The 20,789-nt window shown below is 71.1% G+C and carries 21 protein-coding genes; 12 read left to right on the forward strand and 9 right to left on the reverse strand.

All coding sequences use genetic code 11. From position 1 onward, the window contains the following. The first annotated feature begins 80 nt into the window (after positions 1–80). Both ABD340_RS26610 and ABD340_RS26615 read left to right on the forward strand, forming a co-directional pair. Complete coding sequence (locus ABD340_RS26610) at positions 81–704, forward strand: TetR/AcrR family transcriptional regulator (protein ID WP_344592495.1); 624 nt, start codon at positions 81–83, stop codon at positions 702–704. Positions 705–828: 124 nt separating this feature from the next. Beyond that, positions 829–1,035 (forward strand): hypothetical protein, encoded by a 207-nt coding sequence (locus tag ABD340_RS26615; protein ID WP_344592497.1) that lies wholly within the window; start codon positions 829–831, stop codon positions 1,033–1,035. 6 nt (positions 1,036–1,041) lie between these two features. Here the strand turns inward: ABD340_RS26615 and ABD340_RS26620 are convergent, their stop codons facing one another. Beyond that, positions 1,042–4,287, reverse strand: coding sequence for a DUF4132 domain-containing protein (locus ABD340_RS26620; RefSeq protein ID WP_344592498.1), 3,246 nt, complete (start codon positions 4,285–4,287; stop codon positions 1,042–1,044). A 337-nt stretch (positions 4,288–4,624) separates the two neighbouring features. Between ABD340_RS26620 and ABD340_RS26625 the strand changes: the two genes are divergently transcribed. Further along, positions 4,625–5,800: a Kelch repeat-containing protein gene (locus ABD340_RS26625; protein WP_344592500.1), complete on the forward strand. Its 1,176-nt coding sequence runs from the start codon at positions 4,625–4,627 to the stop codon at positions 5,798–5,800. 137 nt (positions 5,801–5,937) lie between these two features. Here the strand turns inward: ABD340_RS26625 and ABD340_RS26630 are convergent, their stop codons facing one another. The 3 genes from ABD340_RS26630 to ABD340_RS26640 all read right to left on the reverse strand — a co-directional run bounded on the left by ABD340_RS26630 (position 5,938) and on the right by ABD340_RS26640 (position 7,627). Beyond that, a complete protein-coding gene (locus ABD340_RS26630) occupies positions 5,938–6,219 on the reverse strand; it encodes an outer membrane protein assembly factor BamB family protein (RefSeq protein WP_344592501.1) in 282 nt (93 codons plus the stop codon). Positions 6,220–6,224: 5 nt separating this feature from the next. Then, positions 6,225–6,989: an SDR family NAD(P)-dependent oxidoreductase gene (locus ABD340_RS26635; RefSeq protein ID WP_344592502.1), complete on the reverse strand. Its 765-nt coding sequence runs from the start codon at positions 6,987–6,989 to the stop codon at positions 6,225–6,227. 65 nt (positions 6,990–7,054) lie between these two features. Further along, positions 7,055–7,627 (reverse strand): TetR/AcrR family transcriptional regulator, encoded by a 573-nt coding sequence (locus ABD340_RS26640; protein WP_344592504.1) that lies wholly within the window; start codon positions 7,625–7,627, stop codon positions 7,055–7,057. An 87-nt stretch (positions 7,628–7,714) separates the two neighbouring features. On the opposite strand from ABD340_RS26640, the gene ABD340_RS26645 reads away from it, so the two are divergent. Continuing rightward, on the forward strand, positions 7,715–8,086 hold the full coding sequence (locus ABD340_RS26645; RefSeq protein ID WP_344592505.1) for a DUF4267 domain-containing protein: 372 nt from the start codon (positions 7,715–7,717) through the stop codon (positions 8,084–8,086). Positions 8,087–8,095: 9 nt separating this feature from the next. On the opposite strand, the gene ABD340_RS26650 is transcribed toward ABD340_RS26645, so the two are convergent. After that, a complete protein-coding gene (locus ABD340_RS26650) occupies positions 8,096–8,680 on the reverse strand; it encodes a suppressor of fused domain protein (RefSeq protein WP_344592506.1) in 585 nt (194 codons plus the stop codon). An 82-nt stretch (positions 8,681–8,762) separates the two neighbouring features. Between ABD340_RS26650 and ABD340_RS26655 the strand changes: the two genes are divergently transcribed. Beyond that, positions 8,763–9,203, forward strand: a complete 441-nt coding sequence (locus tag ABD340_RS26655) for an SMI1/KNR4 family protein (protein WP_344592507.1) — start codon at positions 8,763–8,765, stop codon at positions 9,201–9,203. A 16-nt stretch (positions 9,204–9,219) separates the two neighbouring features. Here ABD340_RS26655 and ABD340_RS26660 read toward each other — a convergent pair whose 3' ends face one another. The 3 genes from ABD340_RS26660 to ABD340_RS26670 form a co-directional block, all read right to left on the reverse strand. Beyond that, positions 9,220–9,615, reverse strand: a complete 396-nt coding sequence (locus tag ABD340_RS26660) for a PIN domain-containing protein (protein WP_344592508.1) — start codon at positions 9,613–9,615, stop codon at positions 9,220–9,222. After that, positions 9,612–9,845 carry a hypothetical protein gene (locus tag ABD340_RS26665; protein WP_344592510.1) on the reverse strand — a complete coding sequence of 78 codons (234 nt, stop codon included), beginning with the start codon at positions 9,843–9,845 and terminating at the stop codon, positions 9,612–9,614. The genes ABD340_RS26660 and ABD340_RS26665 overlap by 4 nt, the downstream gene beginning before the upstream one ends. A gap of 162 nt (positions 9,846–10,007) precedes the next feature. Then, positions 10,008–11,042: a LacI family DNA-binding transcriptional regulator gene (locus ABD340_RS26670; RefSeq protein WP_344592512.1), complete on the reverse strand. Its 1,035-nt coding sequence runs from the start codon at positions 11,040–11,042 to the stop codon at positions 10,008–10,010. 128 nt (positions 11,043–11,170) lie between these two features. On the opposite strand from ABD340_RS26670, the gene ABD340_RS26675 reads away from it, so the two are divergent. The 7 genes from ABD340_RS26675 to ABD340_RS26705 all read left to right on the forward strand — a co-directional run bounded on the left by ABD340_RS26675 (position 11,171) and on the right by ABD340_RS26705 (position 19,792). Further along, positions 11,171–12,592: an L-fucose/L-arabinose isomerase family protein gene (locus tag ABD340_RS26675; RefSeq protein WP_344592514.1), complete on the forward strand. Its 1,422-nt coding sequence runs from the start codon at positions 11,171–11,173 to the stop codon at positions 12,590–12,592. Further along, positions 12,582–14,153 (forward strand): sugar ABC transporter ATP-binding protein, encoded by a 1,572-nt coding sequence (locus tag ABD340_RS26680; RefSeq protein ID WP_344592515.1) that lies wholly within the window; start codon positions 12,582–12,584, stop codon positions 14,151–14,153. Before ABD340_RS26675 ends, ABD340_RS26680 begins: the two co-directional genes overlap by 11 nt. Continuing rightward, positions 14,150–15,298: an ABC transporter permease gene (locus tag ABD340_RS26685; protein ID WP_344592516.1), complete on the forward strand. Its 1,149-nt coding sequence runs from the start codon at positions 14,150–14,152 to the stop codon at positions 15,296–15,298. Before ABD340_RS26680 ends, ABD340_RS26685 begins: the two co-directional genes overlap by 4 nt. Positions 15,299–15,333: 35 nt before the next feature. Continuing rightward, on the forward strand, positions 15,334–16,326 hold the full coding sequence (locus ABD340_RS26690) for a substrate-binding domain-containing protein (RefSeq protein ID WP_344592517.1): 993 nt from the start codon (positions 15,334–15,336) through the stop codon (positions 16,324–16,326). A 40-nt stretch (positions 16,327–16,366) separates the two neighbouring features. Continuing rightward, positions 16,367–17,866 carry an FGGY-family carbohydrate kinase gene (locus ABD340_RS26695; RefSeq protein ID WP_344592518.1) on the forward strand — a complete coding sequence of 500 codons (1,500 nt, stop codon included), beginning with the start codon at positions 16,367–16,369 and terminating at the stop codon, positions 17,864–17,866. Positions 17,867–18,038: 172 nt separating this feature from the next. Next, entirely contained in the window at positions 18,039–18,242 is a 204-nt protein-coding gene (locus ABD340_RS26700; protein ID WP_344592520.1) for a cold-shock protein, read from the forward strand. Between the two features lie 221 nt (positions 18,243–18,463). Then, positions 18,464–19,792 carry a DEAD/DEAH box helicase gene (locus ABD340_RS26705; RefSeq protein ID WP_344592521.1) on the forward strand — a complete coding sequence of 443 codons (1,329 nt, stop codon included), beginning with the start codon at positions 18,464–18,466 and terminating at the stop codon, positions 19,790–19,792. Between the two features lie 7 nt (positions 19,793–19,799). On the opposite strand, the gene ABD340_RS26710 is transcribed toward ABD340_RS26705, so the two are convergent. Next, complete coding sequence (locus tag ABD340_RS26710) at positions 19,800–20,762, reverse strand: ArsR/SmtB family transcription factor (RefSeq protein ID WP_344592522.1); 963 nt, start codon at positions 20,760–20,762, stop codon at positions 19,800–19,802. Positions 20,763–20,789: the final 27 nt, after the last annotated feature.

Here is a 20,789-nt window from a genome sequence, read left to right on the forward strand (position 1 = left end):
GTCGCACCATAACAGGAATTGGTACGCTCGCACCACAACGTGCGGCGGGCCCGCCGCGGCATGGGAGAGACGGACCCCGGATGCCCCGACAGGTGGATCACGACGCGCGCCGCCGCCAGATCGCGGAGGCAGTGTGGCGGCTGGCCACCCGCGGCGGGCTGGAAGATGTGACCTTGCGGCAGGTCGCCGCCGAAGCCGGGGTCTCCGCGCGGCTGCTGCAGTACTACTTCGGCACCCGAAGCCAGCTGCTGCTCGGCGCACTGGAGATCCTCAACACCGAGGGCGAGCAGCGCGCACGGCAACGCATCGCGCTCCTCGGCGAGGACCCCGGCATGCACGCGATCGTGCGCGGCGTGCTGCTGGAACTGCTCCCCCTCGACGAGGAGCGACGCAACCGGCATCTGGTGTACGTGGCGTACTTCGTGCGTTTCCTGGCCGACCCCGACCTGGCCGCGGCCGTCCACCAGACGCCACCCGCGTTGGAGAACCTGATCGCCGATCTACTCACCGGGGCACAGGAGCTCGGCCGGCTGCGCCCCGAGGTCGACGCCTCGGCCGAGGCCGCGTTCCTGGTGGCAGGAGCCGAGGGGCTGCAGGCCAGCGTCCTGCTCGGACAGCACACGCCCGAGCAGGCCGTGACCCTGATCGATCACCAGCTCAGCCGCATCTTCAGTCCTACGCCCGGTGACCCGCCCTCGGCGTGATCAGGCCGCCCATCACCCAAGGTGGTTCGCCTTATCCATGCCGCTTCGCGCCCTTGCCGTCACGCCGCACTTTTCCGGATTAAGGCTTTGGTGGCGTCGCTGTAGCTTTCCCGCCGACGCATCCGTGACCGTCCTGCAATTGCCCTCGTCGTGCCTTGGCGGCGTTGAGGCTGGTCTGGAGTCCTTCGACTTCGCCGAGCCGGCCGTTGGCGCGGGCCTCGGTGATGCGTTCGCGCAGGTTCTGGATGATCTCGATGAGTCGTGGTTTCTGGCGAAGACGAGCGGTCCGTGGTGGTTGAACGCCGTGGGCATCCTGCTGGGGTTGCTGTAGCGCCCATCAGTCGTCCGGTTCGAGTAGCCGTTCCAGGTCGAGCAGCGCTTCGGAGACGAGTACCGGGTCCATGTAGCCCTTGTGGTCGATCTGCACCTCCACCCGCTGGTTCGGGGACCATTTCGCGCCCGCGGCCTGGATGCCCGGGGTCAGCCGGATCGTGATGCCGCGCCTGCCGGAGCGGGAGATCGGAGTGCTGATCCGCTGCGACCAGCCGCCTCCCCCGGGTGCGTGGCGGTCCCAGCCCGCGCGTTCCAGGGCGAGCAGCCTGTCGACCGGGACGTTGTCGCCGTCGAACCGCTTGAGGCGTCCGGAGGCCGCCTCGTCACCGGTCAGGACGCGTACGGGCCGTCCAAGCTGTGCGAACGGCTGCACGATCTCGTAGTCGGCGAACACGTCCGACCACATCTCGAGAGTGTCGTGAAGGTGCAGGGGATGAGCTATGCCCACCTGTGCGCTCAGCGGGAAGGCTTCGTCGTTCACGTCGGCGCAGGTGCGGTCCTCGGCGAGACGGAAGAATGTGCGGGTGCCGTCCTCGTGCTCGCTCGACCACACCAGCCGACGCGCGAGGTGCCACATGAACGGCTGCTCGACCAGGCGCGACAGGAACTCCTCCCGCTGCCAGCGCCGCTGCGCCAGCATCGCCGCCTCCAGCCGCCCGATCTGCTCCGCGGCGGCCTTGCGCGCGAGCTTCTTCAGTTCCGAGAACCGCCGATAGGCGTCCGGGGCCAGCCGGGGATCGTCGCGAGCGCCGGGCTTGGGCAGGGACTTGCGGGGCCTGCCCATCTCGTCGGTGACGAACGGTACGAGCTGCTCGTCGAAACCCACCACGAAGCGGCGCGGACCGTAGTCGAGGGTCAGGCCCCCGTCGCTCTCCAGCCCCAGATCCGGCACGAGCCGGTCGGCGAGTTGCTCGCTGGTCAGACGCCGTTCCGCCGCGACCGCACTCATCCGTTCGCGGGCCTCAGCCCGCAGCCCGTCGTGCCGAGCCGTGCGCGCGAGGTTGTCCAGGTGCAGCAGGGCGAGGTCGCTGCCGATCTCGGCCAGGACGCCCAAGCCCTTGACGGCCCTGGCGTGCCCGCCTTCACCGGGCCACTTCCGGATCACGGGGGCCAGCCGCCGCACCGTCTCGTCGTCCCCGATCGCGCCGAGCGCGGTCAGCGCCCAGCCGTCCGCGGGCGGCATCCCGTGCGCGCACCACCGTTCGAACACCGCCCACCCGAACTCGGCGAGCGATCGCGGGTCGCACAGTTCGCGGACCGGTTCGACTCCGGGGTCGGGGTCGAAGGGCCTGGTCATCGCGAGCACGGTGAGCAGATGCCTGATGGCCGTGCGCGGCAGCGACAGGACGCTGTCACGCAGCCGCACGCGCGGGAACACGGCGGGCTCGGCCCAGACTCCGATCTTGGGCACGCGGCGCGGTACCAGGCTCTGCCGGTCGGACGACAGGAGTCTGTCCACCGCGTGCGCGATCTTGGGTTCGTACACTTCCCGGACGGTTTCGAGGAGGACGTCCCGGCCGTGCCGGACCGCGACGTGGTGCAGCGCCCACTCCGCCGCCCGCCGCCGTTCCCCGGGCTCGCCGAGGGCGTCGGGCACCAGCGGCACCGCGCCCGCCGTCCCGTGCCGTTCGAACCATCGCGTGGCGATCTTGCGGGCCTCCAGGAGCGCGCGGGCGGAGGCCGGCGAACCGCCGCTTGTGAACCGGAACAGCCGGTCTGCCATGACACGGGCGACGGCGGGGCTTCTCAACGGAAGCAGCGGCAGCACGTCCCCCGACCGCAGGGCCATGGCCAAGGCGTCCAGCTCGAAGCGGGCGACCGCGGCCCGCGCGCCGTCCTTGGGAAGCTTGGGCGCCTGTTCGGCCGCACCGAGTTCCAGCACCAGAGGGCGGACGAGTTCCTCGGGGGCCAGGGAGAACACGGCGAGCGACTTCCCCTGGACGCGGTTTCCCGAGCGGAAGTCCTCGAACATCGCCTGCCACGTCGCGGCATCGGTGTCGGGCGAAGGCGGGTCGAGGGTGTAGTAGTGATAGAGCTCCAGCCACTGCTGCCGTTCGTCCGCCTCCCAGATCACGCCCCGATCGTCGGGTGGTGTCAAGCCCTCGATGATGGCGGCCGGGCCGTCCTCACCGCGCGGACGCGTCCACGGGGGGTCGACCAGCAGGGGCGGGAGAGCGTTCGCCGGGGCCTCCGCCTCGTCATCCTCACCGGAGGCGCCGTCGGGCAGGTCGGGGAAGACCCGGACGTGCTGTTCCAGCAGGTCCGCCGCGCCCGCGGTGTCGGTCAGGATCCTGGCCGCGCGTACCGGGAACCGCCGCATCGCCACCGGAAGGGTGGTCTCCACGAACGGTTCCGCACGACGATCCAGCAGGAGACGGAACGCTTCATCGGACGGAAGCACGGCCAGGATCTCCAGCAGCTCCTTGCGGCGCTTCTCCGGGAGCAGCGGCAGGGCCAGCGCCTCGGCCAGGCGGGACGCGAACGGGGCCCCGACGGTCGCGGCCACGGCGAACTGGACCCCCGCAGGCAGATCGCGCAGGTCCAAACGAGCCCAATCGCCGAGCCGGTCGAGCTGATCGGCCGCCCCCAGGACGCTCCACAGCATCCACCTCCGGCCCGGGTCGGCGGGGGGTTCGGCACAGCACTCGTCCACCCAGTCCCGGCGGGTGGGCAGCAGGTAGGAGACCACGAGGCGTTGGCTCGGGGTCCGGCGGCGGGACGCCAGCCGCCGTTCCGCGTCCCGGTACTGGTCTTCGGAGGCCGCCGCGAGCATCGCACGGAGACGGTGCGCGGCCGCCGAGGCCCCGGTCTTCGCCGGACTGGTGATCTCGAATCTGTCGATCTGCAACCCGTGCCAGCCGGTCTGCGCGGCCCACTCCGCGAAGGCGCACGCGGCGAACGCGATCCCATGGTTGTGCGCCCAGGTATCGGTGAAGAAGATCTGGCGCACCCTGAAACGGGGGTGTGCGCAGGTGACCCCGGCCGCCGCCGCGGCGCTCTCCGGGGTGATGTCGCCGTCGAAGTACGCTCGTGCCGGTGCGGCCAAGGCGGCCGCCTCATCGCGCTCAGTCCCGCCCCGGGTCCAGGCCACGTCAGAGAGGGAGCGCTCAGTCCACTTCGCCAGATTGGCGGAGAGTACGTCGAAATCACGCTCGACCTTCACGGGACGTGCGCGGCCCCGCCCGCGCAGCGGGTGCAACCGCCGCTGCCACGTCTTCGGGACCTCCAGCACGTTCTCGGGATCGGTCATTCGTCGACACTACGACCGCACTCCGACATCGGGTCGATCTATCCGAGTACGGCTTCGATCAGGTGCGGCCAAGGCCGCGGCGAAGTGCGCCGCGGCGAGTTCCTCCGCGGTGGCGGCCCTGGCGGCGGGGACGCCCATGCCCTCGGCGAGGGCGACGAAGTCCAGGTCCGGACCTGACAGGTCGAGCCTGCTCTCGGCAGCCCGTACAACCGGCCGCCTGGTGAATTCACCCTGACCACATCGCCACTGTTAACCCTCAGCATTCAATATGTCGCTCAAGGTGCTCGATGCCAGACACTCATCGTCGTATCGGGCACTCGGAGGAGGCGGTCACATCGTGGGCACGGGGGCGGCAAGGGCGGCGCGCAAGGTCACGGCCGGGGTGGTGCCAGGCAGTTGGTCGGCGGCGGGAGAACTGCCGAAGGCCACGTGGCTGGCCACGAACACGGCGGTGTTGCTCGGCAACGGCAACGTGCTGCTGGCCGGTGGGGAGGACGCGCGGCGCAACGCGTTCGGCGAGGCGGCGGTGTACGACCCGGGCGTCAATGCCTGGAAGCCCACCGCGTATCTGACCACGACCCGCAGGCTGCACACGCTCACCCGCCTCGCTGACGGGCGGGTCCTGGCCGTCGGCGGGATCGGCGGGCCGTTCTCATTGCCGCCGGGCGAACTCGCCTCGGCCGAGATCTACGATCCGGCAACGGAAACGTGGACGCCGACCGGAAGCATGCACCAGGCTCGCTGGTTCCACTCCGCGACATTGCTTCCGGACGGAAAGGTGCTGGTCGCGGGCGGCGTCTCGATCCGCACCGCGGAGTCCTATCGGACACTGAACTCGGCCGAGCTGTTCGACCCGAATACCGGCACCTGGTCGCAGACCGGCCCGATGACCGACGTCCGGGCCTCGCACCCCGCCGTGCCGCTGCAGGACGGCCGGGTGCTGGTGGCCGGCGGCACGGTGATCGTCACGCGAGACGACGGCGCCGGGATCTCGCACTGCGAAACCTATGATCCCGCGAGCGGAACATGGAAGCCGACCGGGAACCTGGTCACGCCGCGGCTCGGCGCGGAGGCCGTGCCGCTGCCGGACGGCTCGGTGCTGCTGACCGGCGGCGGGCAGGGCATCTTCCTGGATTACTCCTACAGCCCCTACAGCATGTCCTCGACCGAGCGCTACGACCCGGCGACCGGCCGGTGGAGCGCGGCCGAGGACATGCCGTGGGGCCTGAGCTCCCACCGCGTCGTGCCGCTGCCGTCCGGAAAAGTGCTGGTGGTCGGGGGCACCGATGTCGGCTGCGTGGACGTCGGATACCGGGAGGCGTTCATCTACGACCCGGCCGCGCGAACCTGGAGCATAACCGGAGGGCTGAGCACAGGCCGCTGGGACTTCGCAGCCGTGGGGCTCGCCGACGGACGTGTACTCGCGGCGGGAGGCATCACGCTCGGCCCGCTGGCCACGGCCAGCGGCGCGGCTGTGGAACTGACCGACACGGCAGAGGTCTTCACCCCCTGACCGGCTGCCAGGCTCAGCGCCCCAGGTCCGCCTGCACCGCCCGTATGGCGGCGGCCGGTCCGCCACGGGGTCTCCAGATGATCACGTTGGTGCGACACACCGTACCGCCGCGGAACCGAAGTGCCGCGCCGCGGCCCTCAGCGCAGAAGCCGCACGGTTTCGCTCGTCTGGACCAGCAGGGAGCCGTCGCCCGGGATTGCGGGCTCCTCCTCGAACATCCGCGCGTCCTCGTCGGGAAGGGCGCCGATCGGCTCGCCGCACGTGTGCGTCCACCGGGTCCGGCCGGTCTCGGTATCCAGCGCGATGACCGTTCCGTCGTGGCCGATGAGGTGGACGACGCCGCCCGCGACGACCGGTGAACCGACCGGGCGGCCGGGCAGCGGGCTGGACCAGACCGGCTCGGCCGTCCGGGTGCTCATCGCGGTCAGCGCAGGACGGTGCCGCCGTCGACGTTGACGGTCTGCCCGTTGATCCAGGAGCCCTCGTCCGACATCAGGTAGGCGACCATTCCGGCGACGTCGTCGGCCTCGCCGTGGCGGGGGCTGCGGGTGCGGGCGAGCATGGCCTTGAGCATCTCCGGTGGCGCGCCCTCGCGGATCTCGGGGGTCAGGATGAGGCCCGGGGTGATGGCGTTGGCGCGGACGCCGTCCTTGCCCCAGCGGGAGGCGACATGGCGGGCCAGCGCGTTGATGCCCGCCTTCGTCACCGCGTAGGCGGGACGCTTGGGCTCGCCGGCGAAGGAGGCGATGGAGGAGGTGTAGACGATCGCGCCGCCGCCTCCGTCCAGCAGCCTCGGCACGGCGTGGCGGGTGACGAGCATGTGGCCGCGCAGGTTGACGGCGATGGTGCGGTCCCAGACCTCCAGGTCGATGTCGACGACGTCGGTGTCCTTGGAGACCGCGCTCATGTCACCGGCGTTGATGTGGACGGCGTCCAGCCTCCCGTACGTGCGCACGGTCGAGGCGATGAGCCCTTGGACGGCGTCGTCGTCGGAGATGTCGAACCGCATCGCGACCGCTTCGCCCTCGGCCTCGACGATGGCCGCGGCGGTCTGTTCGGCCCCCGCGCGGTTCACGTCCGCCACCACGACCTTGGCGCCTTCGGCGGCCAGCCGCCGCGCCGAGGCCGCGCCCAGTCCCGTCGCCGCGCCGGCCACCACCACGACCTTGCCCCTCAGACCCCGCTCCACCGCCACCCCTCCCGCCGAAATTGCATTCTGTGTCACGAGAATAACATTCTCGGCGTGGCTCGTCGCTAGCGGGTGAAGCGGGCCAGAAGGAGTTCGAGTCTGCGCTGGTGGGCCTCGCGAGGGAGCCTGGCGCCGCGCGTGAGCGTCACCAGGCCATGCAGCCCGGCCCAGAAGGTCTCGGTCAGTAGACCCAGGTCGTCGCCGCCCGCGTGCGGGCTGACGGCTTCGGCCAACTCGTCGAAGCCCGCGTGCAAGGCAGCCGGGGCGTCGGCGGTGGCGAACGGCAGATCGACGGCCTGATTGAACATCACGTCATAGAGAACCGGATGCCGGTCGGCGAACGCGGTGTAGGCCGCGCCGACCTCGGCGAGCGCACGGCGGACGTCCGGCGCCGCCGCCCGGGCCGCGCGCATTTCCCCGGCCAGGTCGGCGAAGCCTTCCACCGCGACGGCCACCATGATCGCGCCCTTGTTCTTGAAGTGGCTGTAGAGCACCGGCTGGCTGTACTCGACCCGCTCGGCCAGCCGCCGGGTCGTCACCGCCTCCCAGCCCTCGGCCTCGGCCAGCTCCCGGGCCGCCGTGATGATCAGCTTCTCCCGCTTCGCACGCTCGCGCTCCCGGCGCGCCTGTATCGACATGACTGAATCCTAGCAGCGCTAGCATTCCTGCCAACGCTTTGCTAGCCTCGTTCTCGTTCCTAGCAGCGCTAGATATTGGAGTGGACCATGCTCACCGCATCCGCCTACGGCCTTGCCATCGTCCTCAACCTGTTGTTCGTGCTCATCGGCGCCCGCTTCCTGCTCGTCCCCCGTGCCTCGGCAGCGGGCTACGGCGTCCCGGCCAAGCCGGACGGGGACGCCGCCTACCTGACGATCAAGGGCCTGCGGGACGGCGGCTACGGCCTGCTCGGCCTCGCCCTGCTGGCCTTCGCCGGTCCCGGCGCCGCGGGCTGGTTCATGCTGGTCACCGCCCTGCTCCCGCTCGGGGACACCCTGATCGTCCTGCGCAACGGAGGCCCCAAGGCGACCGCGTTCGGCGTCCACTTCGCGACCGCCGTGGTCATGCTCGTCAACGCCGCCCTGCTCTTCGCCCTCTGACCATGACGTTCAACCGCCGGCGCCGGTGCGGTGGATGTCCCAGATCTCGGTCTCCTCCTCCCGCCAGCGCTTCCAGAGCGCCTCGCGGCCCTGGCCGGGGTCCTCCAGAACCTCGATCTCCGGCCGCGTCAGCGGGATCAGCGCGAAGATCCGGAGCGGAATGTCCGCGCCGTCGGGCCAGACGGCGCCGTCGAACACCGAGAACCTCGTCTCGTTCCCATGCGGGTAGGAGTCGAACAGCAGGCCGTGGATCGCCGTGTCGGGGATCATCGGCTGCGGCGTCTGGATCCATTCGCCGAAGTCGACCGAGTCGTCGCCGCTCAGGAACCACCGGGCCACGAGCCGCACCAGGTGGTAGGCCTCCGATTCCTGGCCCGCCTGAAGGGAGCAGGCGAACTCGATCCGCGCACGCGCGCCCGGCTCGAACGGGACGCCCAGCGTCAGCGCCGTGTTCTGGAGCGGGTTGATCTGGTGAAAGGCGACGGCGAAGCCCTCACCATCGACCGGCGGCTGGAACCCGGACGCGGGCCCCAGGTGCCGCGTCGCGTGTTCGAGCATCGCGTTGGAGTAGCCGTTGGTGATCGGCGAGTCCATGACGTCCTTTCGGGTCGGGAGCGGCCGGAGATCGTCGCAGGCCGAGACGGCCCCCGCAACCGGCTGGCATGATCGCCGGACCATGTGGAAAGAACTGATCGAGGAGCTGTACGACGACGCGGGGTTCTCCGCACCCGCGTCCGGCACGGAGATCGACGAGATCGAGCGCCGGCTCGGACAGCCCGTGCCGGACGCGCTGCGCGAGCTGCTCCGGGAGACCGGCGGCGTCCTGGACGAGTACGGGTGCGGGGTGGTGTGGCCGGTGCGGGAGATCATCGAGCGGAACGCGGAGTTCCGCGCGAGCGAGGACTTCGCCGGGCTCTACATGTCGTTCGACCAGCTGATGTTCATCGGCGACAACGGCGGCGGCGACCAGTTCGCCTATGTCCGCGTCCCGGCGGGACGGCCCGACGACGTGTGGGTGTGGGACCACGAGACCGACGAGCGCAAACGCGTCGCCCTCTCCCTGGAGGACTACCTCCGCCGCCGCGCCGCGGGCGAGGGCGACGACTGGTACAAGTAACGCCAGGGCGATCTCGTCAGACCTTGACTACGCGAACCCGGCCCTGGACGAGCATGGCCAGATCATCTGGATCGCTGCTGAGAATCGCCACCGGGCCGGGTGCGAGTAGCGCGGTGGCGGCCACGAGCGCGTCGAGCGCATATTTGTGACCGTGCAGCGACGCACCGGCCAGTAGCTTGGAAGCCAAACGTGCGCTCTGTTCGGTCACCGGCAGGATCTCGATCCGGGACAGGACCCAGTCGAACCGGGGCTGAGGCGTCTTGGGATCACGGGCCTCGACGAGTGTCACGGCGCTGGTGACGACCGCGGCATCATCGAGGCGTGCCTGCTCCAGCATCGCCATGACCTGGCGATCATCACGTACCGCCTTCGAGAGCCCCTCCGAGTCGAGCACGAGGGTCTGGATGCTCACGCGGCACTGCCCCGGTGATCCTTCTCAGCTCCGTGCAGCGCGGCGCGTGCGTCGGCCATCTCCTCCGGGGTGAATTCACCGTACTGGCCGGTGTGCTCCTCGAGGAGCTCCCGCAGATTGTCGCGGCGGATCTGGCGCAGGACGGCGTCCTCGACGTAGGAGGAAAAGCCTCGCTTGCCCACCCGGGCGCGGACGGCCTCCACCGTGCCCTCGTGGAGGGAAGCGCTCACGCTGATGGCAGCCCCTTCACCAGGGGCGGGCACGTTCGACCTGCTCTCATCCATGTTTTCGAGATTAGCAAAACATTTGCCAATCCGGTCACTCATCGTCGTGGGCGCGGCGGTGCCCCCAGCCCTTGGGGTCGCCTCGCCGATCCCACCAGCGGGACGTGCTCAGGCCGGTGGGGGTTCTGCCGCGGCGTCCTTTCCCCCGCGCTGGGAGCTTTGCCGGACGGTCAGTTCGGCCTGCAGGACGATGTGGCGGCTCGGGAAGTCCTCGCCTCGGACGCGGCGCAGGAGGAGGTCGGTGGCGCGGCGGCCGATCTCGTAGGTGGGCTGCCGGACGGTGGTGATCGCCGAGCGGAGGCCGAGGATGGGGGCCATGTCGTCGAAGCCGACCAGGGCGATGTCGTCGGGGTAGCGCAGGCCGGCCTCGTCGAGGGTGTCGATGGTGCCGATGGTCATCAGGTTGTTGGCGACGAAGAGGCCGTCGGGCGGGTGCGGCAGGTTGAGCAGGCGGCGGGTCGCCTCGCGGCCGCCTTCGATGCGGAAGCCGCCGCTGACGATGAGGTTCTCGTCCAGGGGGAGGCCCGCCTGTTCGAGGCCGGCCTTGTAGCCGGCGAGACGGGACGAGCCCGTGGTGGTGCCGGGGCGGCCGGCGACGAGGCCGATGCGGCGGCAGCCCTGTTCGGCCAGGTGGAGCGTAGCGTCCTTGGCGGCGCGGTGGTTGTCGACGGTGACGCGGTCGAGTTCGACCGCGGGCAGCCAGCGGTCGACGGTGACGACGGGGATGTTGCGGTCGGTCAGGAGGTCGACGCGGGTCTCGTGGGACGCCGGGGAAACCAGCACGCCCGCCATCTGCTCGGCGGCGGCGACCTCCAGGTAGCTCAGTTCCTTCTCGGGGTCCTCGTCGGCGTTGGCGAGGACGACCGAGTAGCCCGCCTCGCTGGCGGCGTCCTCGACGCCGCGGACCATCGAGGTGAAGAACGGGTTGGTGATGTCGGAGATGATGACGCCGAGCACGGTGGTGGCCTGGCGGCGCAGGTTGCGGGCCTGGTGGTTGGGCCGGTAGCCGAGTGAGGAGACGGTCGCCAGCACGCGTTCGCGCAGGTCGGGTGCGACCCGGTCGTCGCCGTTGAGCACGCGCGACACCGTCGCCGGGGACACGCCGGCCGTGCGGGCGACGTCCCTGATCGTGACGTACGACATCCTCTGCCCTCCCGGTGCACTCCCCAGATCATCCCGTATCGGGGTATTGACAGAGCGCGCACACGTATCTAGCTTCTGGGAAATCGATTTCGGAATCGTTTTCTCAGACTACAGCGCGGGGAGTCGGCGTGGCGCGGATCGGACTACTCACCATGTCGGACGGGCGGGACTTCGTGGCCCGCGACGTCCAGGACTTCGTCGATCGGGCCACCGGGAACCTGGCCGGTACCCTGCGCGCGGACGGCCACGAGGTGCTGGTGGCCGAGACGGTCTGGACGAACGAGCTGGCCACCGCCGAGGCCCGGAGGATCGCGGCGCGGCGGCCCGATCTGACGATCTTCCACTATACGGTGTGGGCGTTCCCGCACTTCACGATGCTGGCGGCCGATTCCACGCCGGGGCCGCTGCTGCTGGTCGGCAACATCGATCCGCAGTATCCGGGAATGGTCGGCATGCTGGCGGGCGGCGGCGCGCTCGACCAGATCGGGCGGGTGCACTCGCGGGTCTGGGGCGATGTCGGCGAGGACGGCACGAGGCGCAGGCTGCTCACACAGATCAGGGCGGCGACCGCCGTGAGCCGGTTGCGCGGGTCGACGTTCGGCCGGATCGGCGGCCGGCCGATGGGCATGTACACCGCCGTCGCCAACACCGACCAGTGGATGGACACCTTCGGCGTCGACGTCGAGGAGATCGACCAGTGGGAGATCGTCCGCCGGTCGGAGCTGGTGGACCCCGGGCGGGCCGCCAAGGGCCGCGAGTGGCTGGAGCGGCTCGGCAACGTCCACTACGACGGCGACCGGCTCACCCCGGACAAGCTCGAACGGCAGATCCGCTCGTACTACGCGATGCGCGAGCTGATCGAGGAGTGGAACCTCGACTTCTCCGGTATCAAGGGCCAGCCCGAGCTGACCACCCATTTCGCCACGATGGACGTCGCCGAGGCCTTCCTGAACGACCCCTACGACTGGGACGGCCCCAAGGAGACGCACGTCACCGCGACCGAGGCCGACATGGACGGCGCGCTGACGATGCAGATCCTGAAGCTGCTGACGGGCGATCCGGTGCTGTTCGCGGACGTGCGCCACTACCACGCCGACAAGGACGTCTGGGACCTGTGCAACTCGGGCCAGCACGCCACCTGGTACGCGGCGCGCAGTGACGACCCCGCCGAGAACCTGGCCCGCACGCGCTTCTACCCGGAGGTGTTCTACTTCCCGGCCGGCGGCGCGTCGGTGCACCATCTCGCGGCGCCGGGCCGGGCCACGTTCGCGCGCCTGACCCGGCTGGACGGCCGCTACCGGATGCACGTGATGCGCGGTGACTTCGAGCAGTACGACGACGCCACCAACGACGCGATGATGAGGCAGTCCACGCTGGAGTGGCCGCACGCGTTCGCCCGGCTGCGCGCCCCCGCGGAGGAGTTCCTGTCCCGGTTCGGGTCCAACCACATCCACGCCGTGCCGGGCGAGCACGTGGCGGAGTTGCGCGCGGTGTGCGACCTGCTCGGCGTCGACTTCGACGGTTTCGGGGACGCGGGCCATGACGGGTGAGGTCGTGCTGGCGATGCGCGGCATCACCAAGCACTTTCCCGGTGTGCGGGCGCTGTCGGACGTCGAGCTGACCGTGCGCGCGGGCGAGGTCGCGGCGCTGCTCGGCGAGAACGGCGCGGGCAAGTCGACGCTGATGAACGTCCTGGCCGGGGTGCACGCCGACTACGGCGGGACGATCGAGGTCGCGGGCGGGCCGGTGTCGGTCCACTCGCCCAAGGACGCCCGGCGGCACGGCATCGCGATGATCCACCAGGAGCTGAACCTGGTGCCGGAGCTGTCCATCGCCGAGAACCTGTTCCTCGGCCGCGAGCCGCGCACCGGGCGCGGCACGCTGGACCGCAAGGCGATGGACGCGCGGGCCGTCGAGCTGCTGGCCGGGCTGGGCCTGAAGCTGCCGCCGCGGCGGCTCGTCCGGCAGTGCCGGATCGCCGAGCAGCAGCTGATCGAGGTCGCCAAGGCGCTGAACAGCGACGTGCGGATCCTGGTCATGGACGAGCCCACCTCGGCGCTGGCCGACGCCGAGGTGCGGCGGCTGTTCACCGTCATCCGGGATCTGGCCGCGCGCGGCGTCGCGGTCATCTACATCTCGCACCGGTTCGAGGAACTGGAGGAGATCGCCGACTCGGTCACGGTGCTGCGCGACGGCACCTGCATCGGGCGGCGGGAGATGGCCGGGGTCGAGCGGGACGAGCTGATCCGGATGATGGTCGGCCGCCCGCTCGGCGACCTGTTCCCGCGCGCGGAGTCCGAGCGCGAGGGCGAGGAGGCGCGGCTGACGGTCGAGGGCCTGACGCTGCGTCCCGACCCGGGCAGCGGGCGGACGCCGCTGCACGACGTGGCCTTCACCGTCCGGGCGGGCGAGATCGTGGGGCTGGCCGGGCTGATGGGCGCGGGCCGCACCGAGGTGCTGGAGGCGCTGTTCGGGGTGCATCCGCCGCGCACCGTGTCCGGGCGGATCTCCCTGGACGGCCGCCCGTACCGGCCGCGCACGCCGCGGCACGCGATCCGGCGCGGCCTGGCGCTGGTCGCCGAGGACCGCAAGGCGCAGAGCCTGGTACTGGACGGCACCGTGCTGTTCAACACCAGCCTGGCCGCGCTGGGCCGGTTCACCCGGCTGGTCGTCGACCGGAAGCGGGAGCGCGCGGCCGTCCAGGAGAAGGTCACCGACCTGCGGGTGAAGACGCCCGGCCTGAACGCGGTCGTCGGCCACCTGTCGGGCGGCAACCAGCAGAAGGTCGTCCTCGGCAAGTGCCTGCTCACCGAGCCGAAGGTGCTGCTGATGGACGAGCCGACGCGCGGCATCGACGTCGGCGCCAAGGCCGAGATCCACGCGCTGATGAACCGGCTGGCCGGGGAGGGCGCGGCCGTCCTGGCGGTGTCGTCGGAGCTGCCCGAGCTGATCGGGATGTGCGACCGGATCCTGGTGCTGTGCGAGGGCCGGCTCACCGGCGAGCTCCACCGCGACCCGGCGCGCGGGCCGGCGGCCACGCAGGAGGCGATCCTGGCCGCCGCGATGTCCCGCGAGGCCGTGCTGAAACGATCTGAGGACGCGACCGAATGACCGACATCATCACCTCCAAGGCCGATCCGCCGTCCGGCAAGGACCCCGGTCCTGGGCGCGCGCGAAGGCTGCCGGCGATCGGCTCGCTGCAGGGGTACATCGGCCTGCTGCTCGTCATCGCGCTGGGCATCGCCACCAAGGGCGACGTGTTCCTGAACGAGACGAACCTGACCAACGCGATCGGCGCGTTCTCCTCCCGGGGCATCCTGGCCGTCGGCGTCACGCTGGTCATCCTGACCGCCGGGATCGACCTGTCGGTCGGGTCGGTGCTGGGCTTCTGCTCGATGACCGCGGCGATGCTGCTGGTCCACCAGGACATGCCGCCGTGGCAGATCGTCCCGGTGTGCATGCTGGTCGGCGCCGGGTTCGGGCTGCTGAACGGGATCGGCACCACCTGGCTGGGCATCCAGTCGTTCGTCATGACGCTGGCGATGCTGTCGATCGCGCGCGGCCTGGACCGGCAGATCAGCGACAACGTCAGCGTCGGCACCCAGATCGTCGGCTCGGACGGCAAGCTGAGCCCCAACTCGGAGGCGTTCGCGAGCCTGGGGACGCCGGGCAACAACGTGCTGGAGGGCTTCCCGCTGCTGGGCTCGGCCGGGATCTACTACCCGGTGCTGGCACTGATCGTCGTCTGCGTGGTCTTCCACCTCATCCTGTCCAAGACCCGGTTCGGGCGGCACGTCTACGCCGTCGGCGGCAACCCCACCGCCGCGCGGCTGTCGGGCATCAACGTGACCGGCGTGACGATCGCGGTGTTCGCGCTGTCGGGCATGCTCGCCGGGTTCGCCGGGCCGATCGACGCCGCCTACAGCGCGTCCGCCGACCCGCAGGCGGGGACGTCCTACGAGCTGGACGCGATCGCCGCCGCGGTGATCGGCGGGACCAGCCTGGCGGGCGGCAAGGGCACCATCGCCGGCACGTTCATCGGGGCGCTGATCCTGACCCTGCTGGACAACGTGCTCGGCCTGAACGCGGTCAGCGACAACTGGCAGCTGGTCATCAAGGGGCTCATCGTCGTCGTGGCCGTCGTCCTGCAGCGGCCCGGCTTCCTCACGGGCGCGGGCCGTCCGGTGCGGCGGCTGGCCGGGCGGGGACGCGGCGGCGGCGAGGCGACGGCACCGAGCGGCGAGGCCCGGGGCTGACCCCGAGGCCGCGCATTCCGAGGAGGAGCACAACCATGAAACCCACCCCCCACCGGCTGGTCTCGTCCCTCGCGCTGGCGGCGCTGGCCTTGGCGACGGCCGGCGGCTGCGCGTCCAAGGCGCCGAGCGCGGCCGACCGCGACGACGGCCGGTTCATCGTCGGGTACTCGCAGTCCAACAACGCCGAGCCGTACCGGGCCCAGACGAACCTGCAGCTGAAGCACTACCTGAAGGCCCATCCGAAGATCAAGCTGCTGCCGATCGCGGACGCGAAGCAGAACAGCGCCACCCAGGTGAGCCAGGTGCAGCAGTTCATCCAGCAGCGGGTGGACGTGCTGATCGTCTCGCCGACCGAGCCGGCGCCGCTGACCGCGGCGGTGCAGCAGGCGTGCCAGGTCAGGATCCCGGTGATCATCCTGGACCGCACCGTCAACACCGACTGCCACACCGCGTTCATCGGCGGCGACAACTACGAGATCGGGAAGAAGGCCGGGGAGGCGGCGGTCAAGGAGCTGCCCGACGGCGGCGACGTGGTGGAGCTGCGCGGGCTGCTGTCCAACCAGCCGCAGATCGACCGGAACAAGGGCTTCAACGACGCGATCAAGGCCAACTCCAAGATCAAGGTGATCGAGGCGCGGGAGGCCAAGTGGCTCAAGGAGGCCGCCGTCCCGATCATGCAGCAGTGGCTGTCCCGGCATAAGAAGATCGATCTGGTGTACGCGCACAACGACCCGATGGCGCTGGGCGCCTACCTGGCGGCGCGGGCGCAGAACCGGCAGGGCCAGCTGAAGATCATCGGCATTGACGGGCTGGCGATCCCGGACGGCGGCATCCGCGCCGTCCAGCAGGGGCAGCTCGCCACCACGTTCGTCTACCCGACCGGCGCCAAGGAGGCGGTCGACACCCTCGCCGCGATCCAGCAGGGCAAGCAGGTCGGCAAGAAGCAGACACTGGGCACGACCCAGGTGACCAAGGAGAACGCCAAACAGCTCTACCAGCAGTACGACATGTCAGGAAAGGCGAACTAGCCGCGCCCCCGGCCACCCCGCGACACACGAAGGACGGACCATGGACCTGCTGCTCGGCGTCGACATCGGCACCTCCGGCTCCAAGGGCGTGCTGGTCACGCCCGGAGGCGAGGTCGTCGCGACCGCGACCCGCGACCACGCGGTGTCCAGCCCGCACCCGGGCTGGGCCGAGCACGACGCCCGCACGGTCTGGTGGGACGACTTCGCCGCGATCGCCCGGGAACTGCTCGCCGCCCCCGCGGCGGCGGCCCCGGGCGCGCGGGTCGCGGCGGTCGGGCTGAGCGGGATCGGGCCGTGCGCGCTGCCCGCCACCGCGTCCGGCGAGCCGCTGCGCCCGGCGATCCTGTACGGCGTCGACACCCGCGCCGTCACCGAGATCGCCGAGCAGACCGAGCGGTACGGTGCCCGGACGATCCTGGACCGGGCCGGCTCGCCGCTCACCTCACAGGCGGTCGGGCCCAAGCTGGCCTGGCTGCGGCGGCACGAGCCGGAGGTCTGGGCGAAGACCCGGCGGCTGTTCATGGCCAGCTCGTACCTTGTGCACGAGCTGACCGGCGCCTACGTTCTCGACCACCACTCGGCCAGCCAGTGCACCCCGCTGTACGACGCCGCCGCCAACGCCTGGATCGAGGACTGGGCCGAGGAGATCGCACCGGGCCTGGAGCTGCCGCCGCTGCTCTGGCCCGGTGAGATCGCCGGGACCGTGCACGCCACCGCCGCCGTCGCGACCGGCCTGCCCGAGGGCATCCCGGTGATCGCCGGGACGGTCGACGCGTGGGCCGAGGCCGTCTCGGTCGGCGTGACCGCGCCCGGCGACACGATGCTGATGTACGGGACGACGATGTTCCTGGTCCAGGTGCTCGCCGCGCGCCGCACCTGGCCCACGCTGTGGGGCACCGCCGGGGTCGAGCCGGGCACCTACTGCCTGGCCGCGGGGATGGCCACGTCCGGGGCGATCACGTCCTGGCTGAGCGACCTCACCGGACGCCCTTACGCCGACCTGATCGAGGAGGCGCGGGGGATCGAGCGCGGCTCCGAAGGGCTGCTGATGCTGCCGTACTTCGCGGGCGAACGGACCCCGCTGTTCGACCCGGCCGCGCGCGGCGTGGTCGCCGGGCTGACGCTGCGCCACGGCCGCGCGCACCTCTACCGGGCGGCGCTGGAGGCGACGGCCTACGGCGTCCGGCACAACCTGGAGGCGATGCGCGAGGCGGGCGCCGGGACGGGCGAGGAGGCCCGGCGGCTGGTCGCGGTGGGCGGCGGCACCAAGGGCAGCCTGTGGCCGCGGATCGTCTCCGACGTGCTGGGCCGCCCCCAGATCATCCCGACGTACACGATCGGCGCCGCCTACGGGGACGCCCTGCTGGCAGGCCGCGCGGCGGACCTGATCTCCGACCCGGGCGCCTGGAACCCGCCCGCCGGCACCGTCGAACCCGACGAGGAGGGCGTCCGCGTCTACGACGAGCTGTACGAGCTCTACCGCGCCCTCTACCCCGCGACTTCCGACATCGTTCACGCGCTCGCCGCCCGCCAAAAGTGAGCAGCGCAAGGCATGTGGTACTGTTCTCATCAGTTGCGGTTCCCATGACTTGTGTGCGCCTGCCGGTTTCTCCGCAGGCGCATTTTTTGTTGATCTGGATTCTCCGGATGGGCTCGATCGCGGCTACCCGATCCCGCACGGTGCGGGGCGGGAGGACCCATAAGGAGTGCACATGGCCACCGGTACCGTTAAGTGGTTCAACGCGGAAAAGGGCTTCGGCTTCATCGAGCAGGACGGCGGCGGCGCCGACGTCTTCGCCCACTTCTCCAACATCGCCGGGAACGGCTACCGCGAGCTGCAGGAGGGCCAGAAGGTGTCCTTCGACATCACGCAGGGCCAGAAGGGCCTGCAGGCGGAGAACATCACCCCCGCCTGACCGGCGCACACGCTTCACCCAAGCTGAACCGCACAGGTTCACGCTGACTCACGTGTGGCGGCGGAGCCCCGGTGCTCGCGCCGGGACTCCGCCGCCGCCCGTTTCCATCCATGGTCCGTTCTTGAGATCTCTTCGCAGGACTTTTCGTCCGGCCCCGTGTTCGCTCCGGGCCCGGCGGCGGAGTACTCCTCGACACGTACCGCCCGAGGAAGGCATTCCGCTTGTCCGCTGACGTTCGACCCGCGACCTTCGCGGCCCTGGATCTCCCCTCCCCGCTCCTGAAGGCGCTGACGCGCCAGGGAGTCACCGAGCCGTTCCCCATCCAGGCGGCCACCCTGCCCGACGCGCTTCAGGGACGCGACGTCCTCGGCCGCGGCCGTACCGGCTCGGGCAAGACCCTCGCGTTCGGGCTGGCCATGCTCGCCCGCACCGCCGGCCGGCGCGCCGAGCCCGGCCGCCCGCTGGCCCTGGTGCTGGTCCCCACCCGTGAACTGGCACAGCAGGTCACCGAAGCGCTCACCCCGTACGCCGAGGCCGTGCGGCTGCGGCTGGCGACCGTCGTCGGCGGGCTGTCGGTCAACCGCCAGGCGAGCGCGCTGCGGCGCGGCGCCGAGATCGTGGTCGCCACGCCCGGCCGCCTCACCGACCTGATCGAACGCGGCGACTGCCGGCTGGGCCGGGTCGCCGTCACCGTCCTGGACGAGGCCGACCAGATGGCCGACATGGGCTTCCTGCCCCAGGTCACCAGGCTGCTCGACCAGGTGCCCGGCGACGGGCAGCGGATGCTGTTCTCCGCGACCCTGGACCGCGACGTCGACCGGCTGGTCCGCCGCTTCCTGCACGCCCCGGTCACGCACTCGGTCGACCCGCCCGCCGGCGCGGTCACCACGATGGAGCACCACCTGCTGCACGTCACCGAGGACGACAAGCACGACACGACCGCGAGCATCGCCGCCCGCGACGGCCGAGTGATCATGTTCGTGGGCAAGAAGCACGCCGCCGACCGGCTCACCCGCAAGCTGACCGCCCGGGGCGTCCAGGCCGCGGCGCTGCACGGCGGCAAGTCGCAGTCCCAGCGCAACCGCGCGCTGGAGGGCTTCCGGTCCGGGACGCTGACCGTGCTGGTCGCCACCAACGTCGCCGCACGCGGCATCCACGTCGACGACCTCGACCTGGTCGTCAACGTCGACCCGCCCGCCGACCACAAGGACTACCTGCACCGCGGCGGGCGCACCGCCCGCGCCGGACAGTCCGGGACGGTCGTCACCCTCGTGCTGCCGGAGCAGCGCCGCGACATGGACCGCCTGATGACGGCCGCCGGGATCAGGCCGCGCACCACCCGGATCCGTCCCGGCGACGCGGAACTGGCCCGGATCACCGGAGCCCGCACGCCCTCCGCCGCCCCCGTCGCCGCCGCCCCCGCCAAGCCGTCCGGGAGCGGGAACACCTCCCCCCGCAAGCGGAAGCCGCGCGGCGAGCGCACGCGCCACTCTGCCCCCGCCCCGCGTGGACGTGCGCCGCGCCGCAAGGTGTCGTCCCAGAACACGTGAGCGGGCGTCAACAACTACCTGCCCGGACCAGGACATCGCCCGCGTCCGTGCGGTAGTAGAGGACCGACCTCCCGGCACGCCGCCGTCCCACCAGTCCTGCGTCCAGCAGCACCTTGAGATGGCGGCCCACCGACCCCAACGCCTGCCCGGTCAGCGCCACCAGCTGCGTCGTGCTCTTGGGCTCCTCCAGCAGGACCAGGACGGTCGCACGCCCGGCGCCCAGCAGCCGTCCCAGCGCTGCGGGCGCCGCCGCCCGTCCTGCCTCGGCCAGCACGCCCGCGCATGGGTACACGACGGCGTACCGGCACGGCTCGTCCCACGCCACCCAGCCGAAGCGCGGCGTGACCGGGACGAGGAACAGCCGCGAGCCGGAGATATCCCTGGGCGGGTAGTCATGCACGTTGATCTGCAACCGGCCCCCGCCGAGCCAGCGCGTCCCCGGGCGCAGATCGTCCAGCACCGCAGCCCAGCCGTCCCGGCCCATCCCACGGGTCCGCGCGACGATATCGGCCTCTAGGATGCGGCGGCGGCGCGGCCAGTCCGGCAGCACCGTCTCCGTCCAGATCCACTCCAACAGGCCGGCGGCGCGCTCGGCGATGTCGTGCCGCCGCAGCCGATCGGGCAGCGGACGCTCCAGCGCCATCACCAGATGCGCGCGGCACACCTCCGGCGGCGTCTCCAGGACGCGCTCCAGCTCCTCATGGAACGTCGGCTCGGCCTCACCCGACGGCGGCGGAGTGAGAAAGTCGGCGTTCCAGCGCCGTCCCAGCGCCGCCTTGACGATCAGCGCGGTGATCGGGTCGGCGGCCAGCCGCTCCCGGTACGCGGGCAGACGCGTCCCCACCCAGTCGCCCGGATGGGCGTCGGTCCCCCGCTCCAGGGCCTTCAGGCACGCCACCGTCTCCGCGAGCGGCGAGATCACGAACCGGCTCCGCGCCAGCGTGTCCGAATCGACCTGCCAGAAACCCATATGTTTCGCCCCCTCGCGAAACATTAA

Source organism: Actinomadura vinacea (assembly GCF_039532545.1).
GTDB classification, from domain to species: Bacteria; Actinomycetota; Actinomycetes; order Streptosporangiales; family Streptosporangiaceae; genus Spirillospora; species Spirillospora vinacea.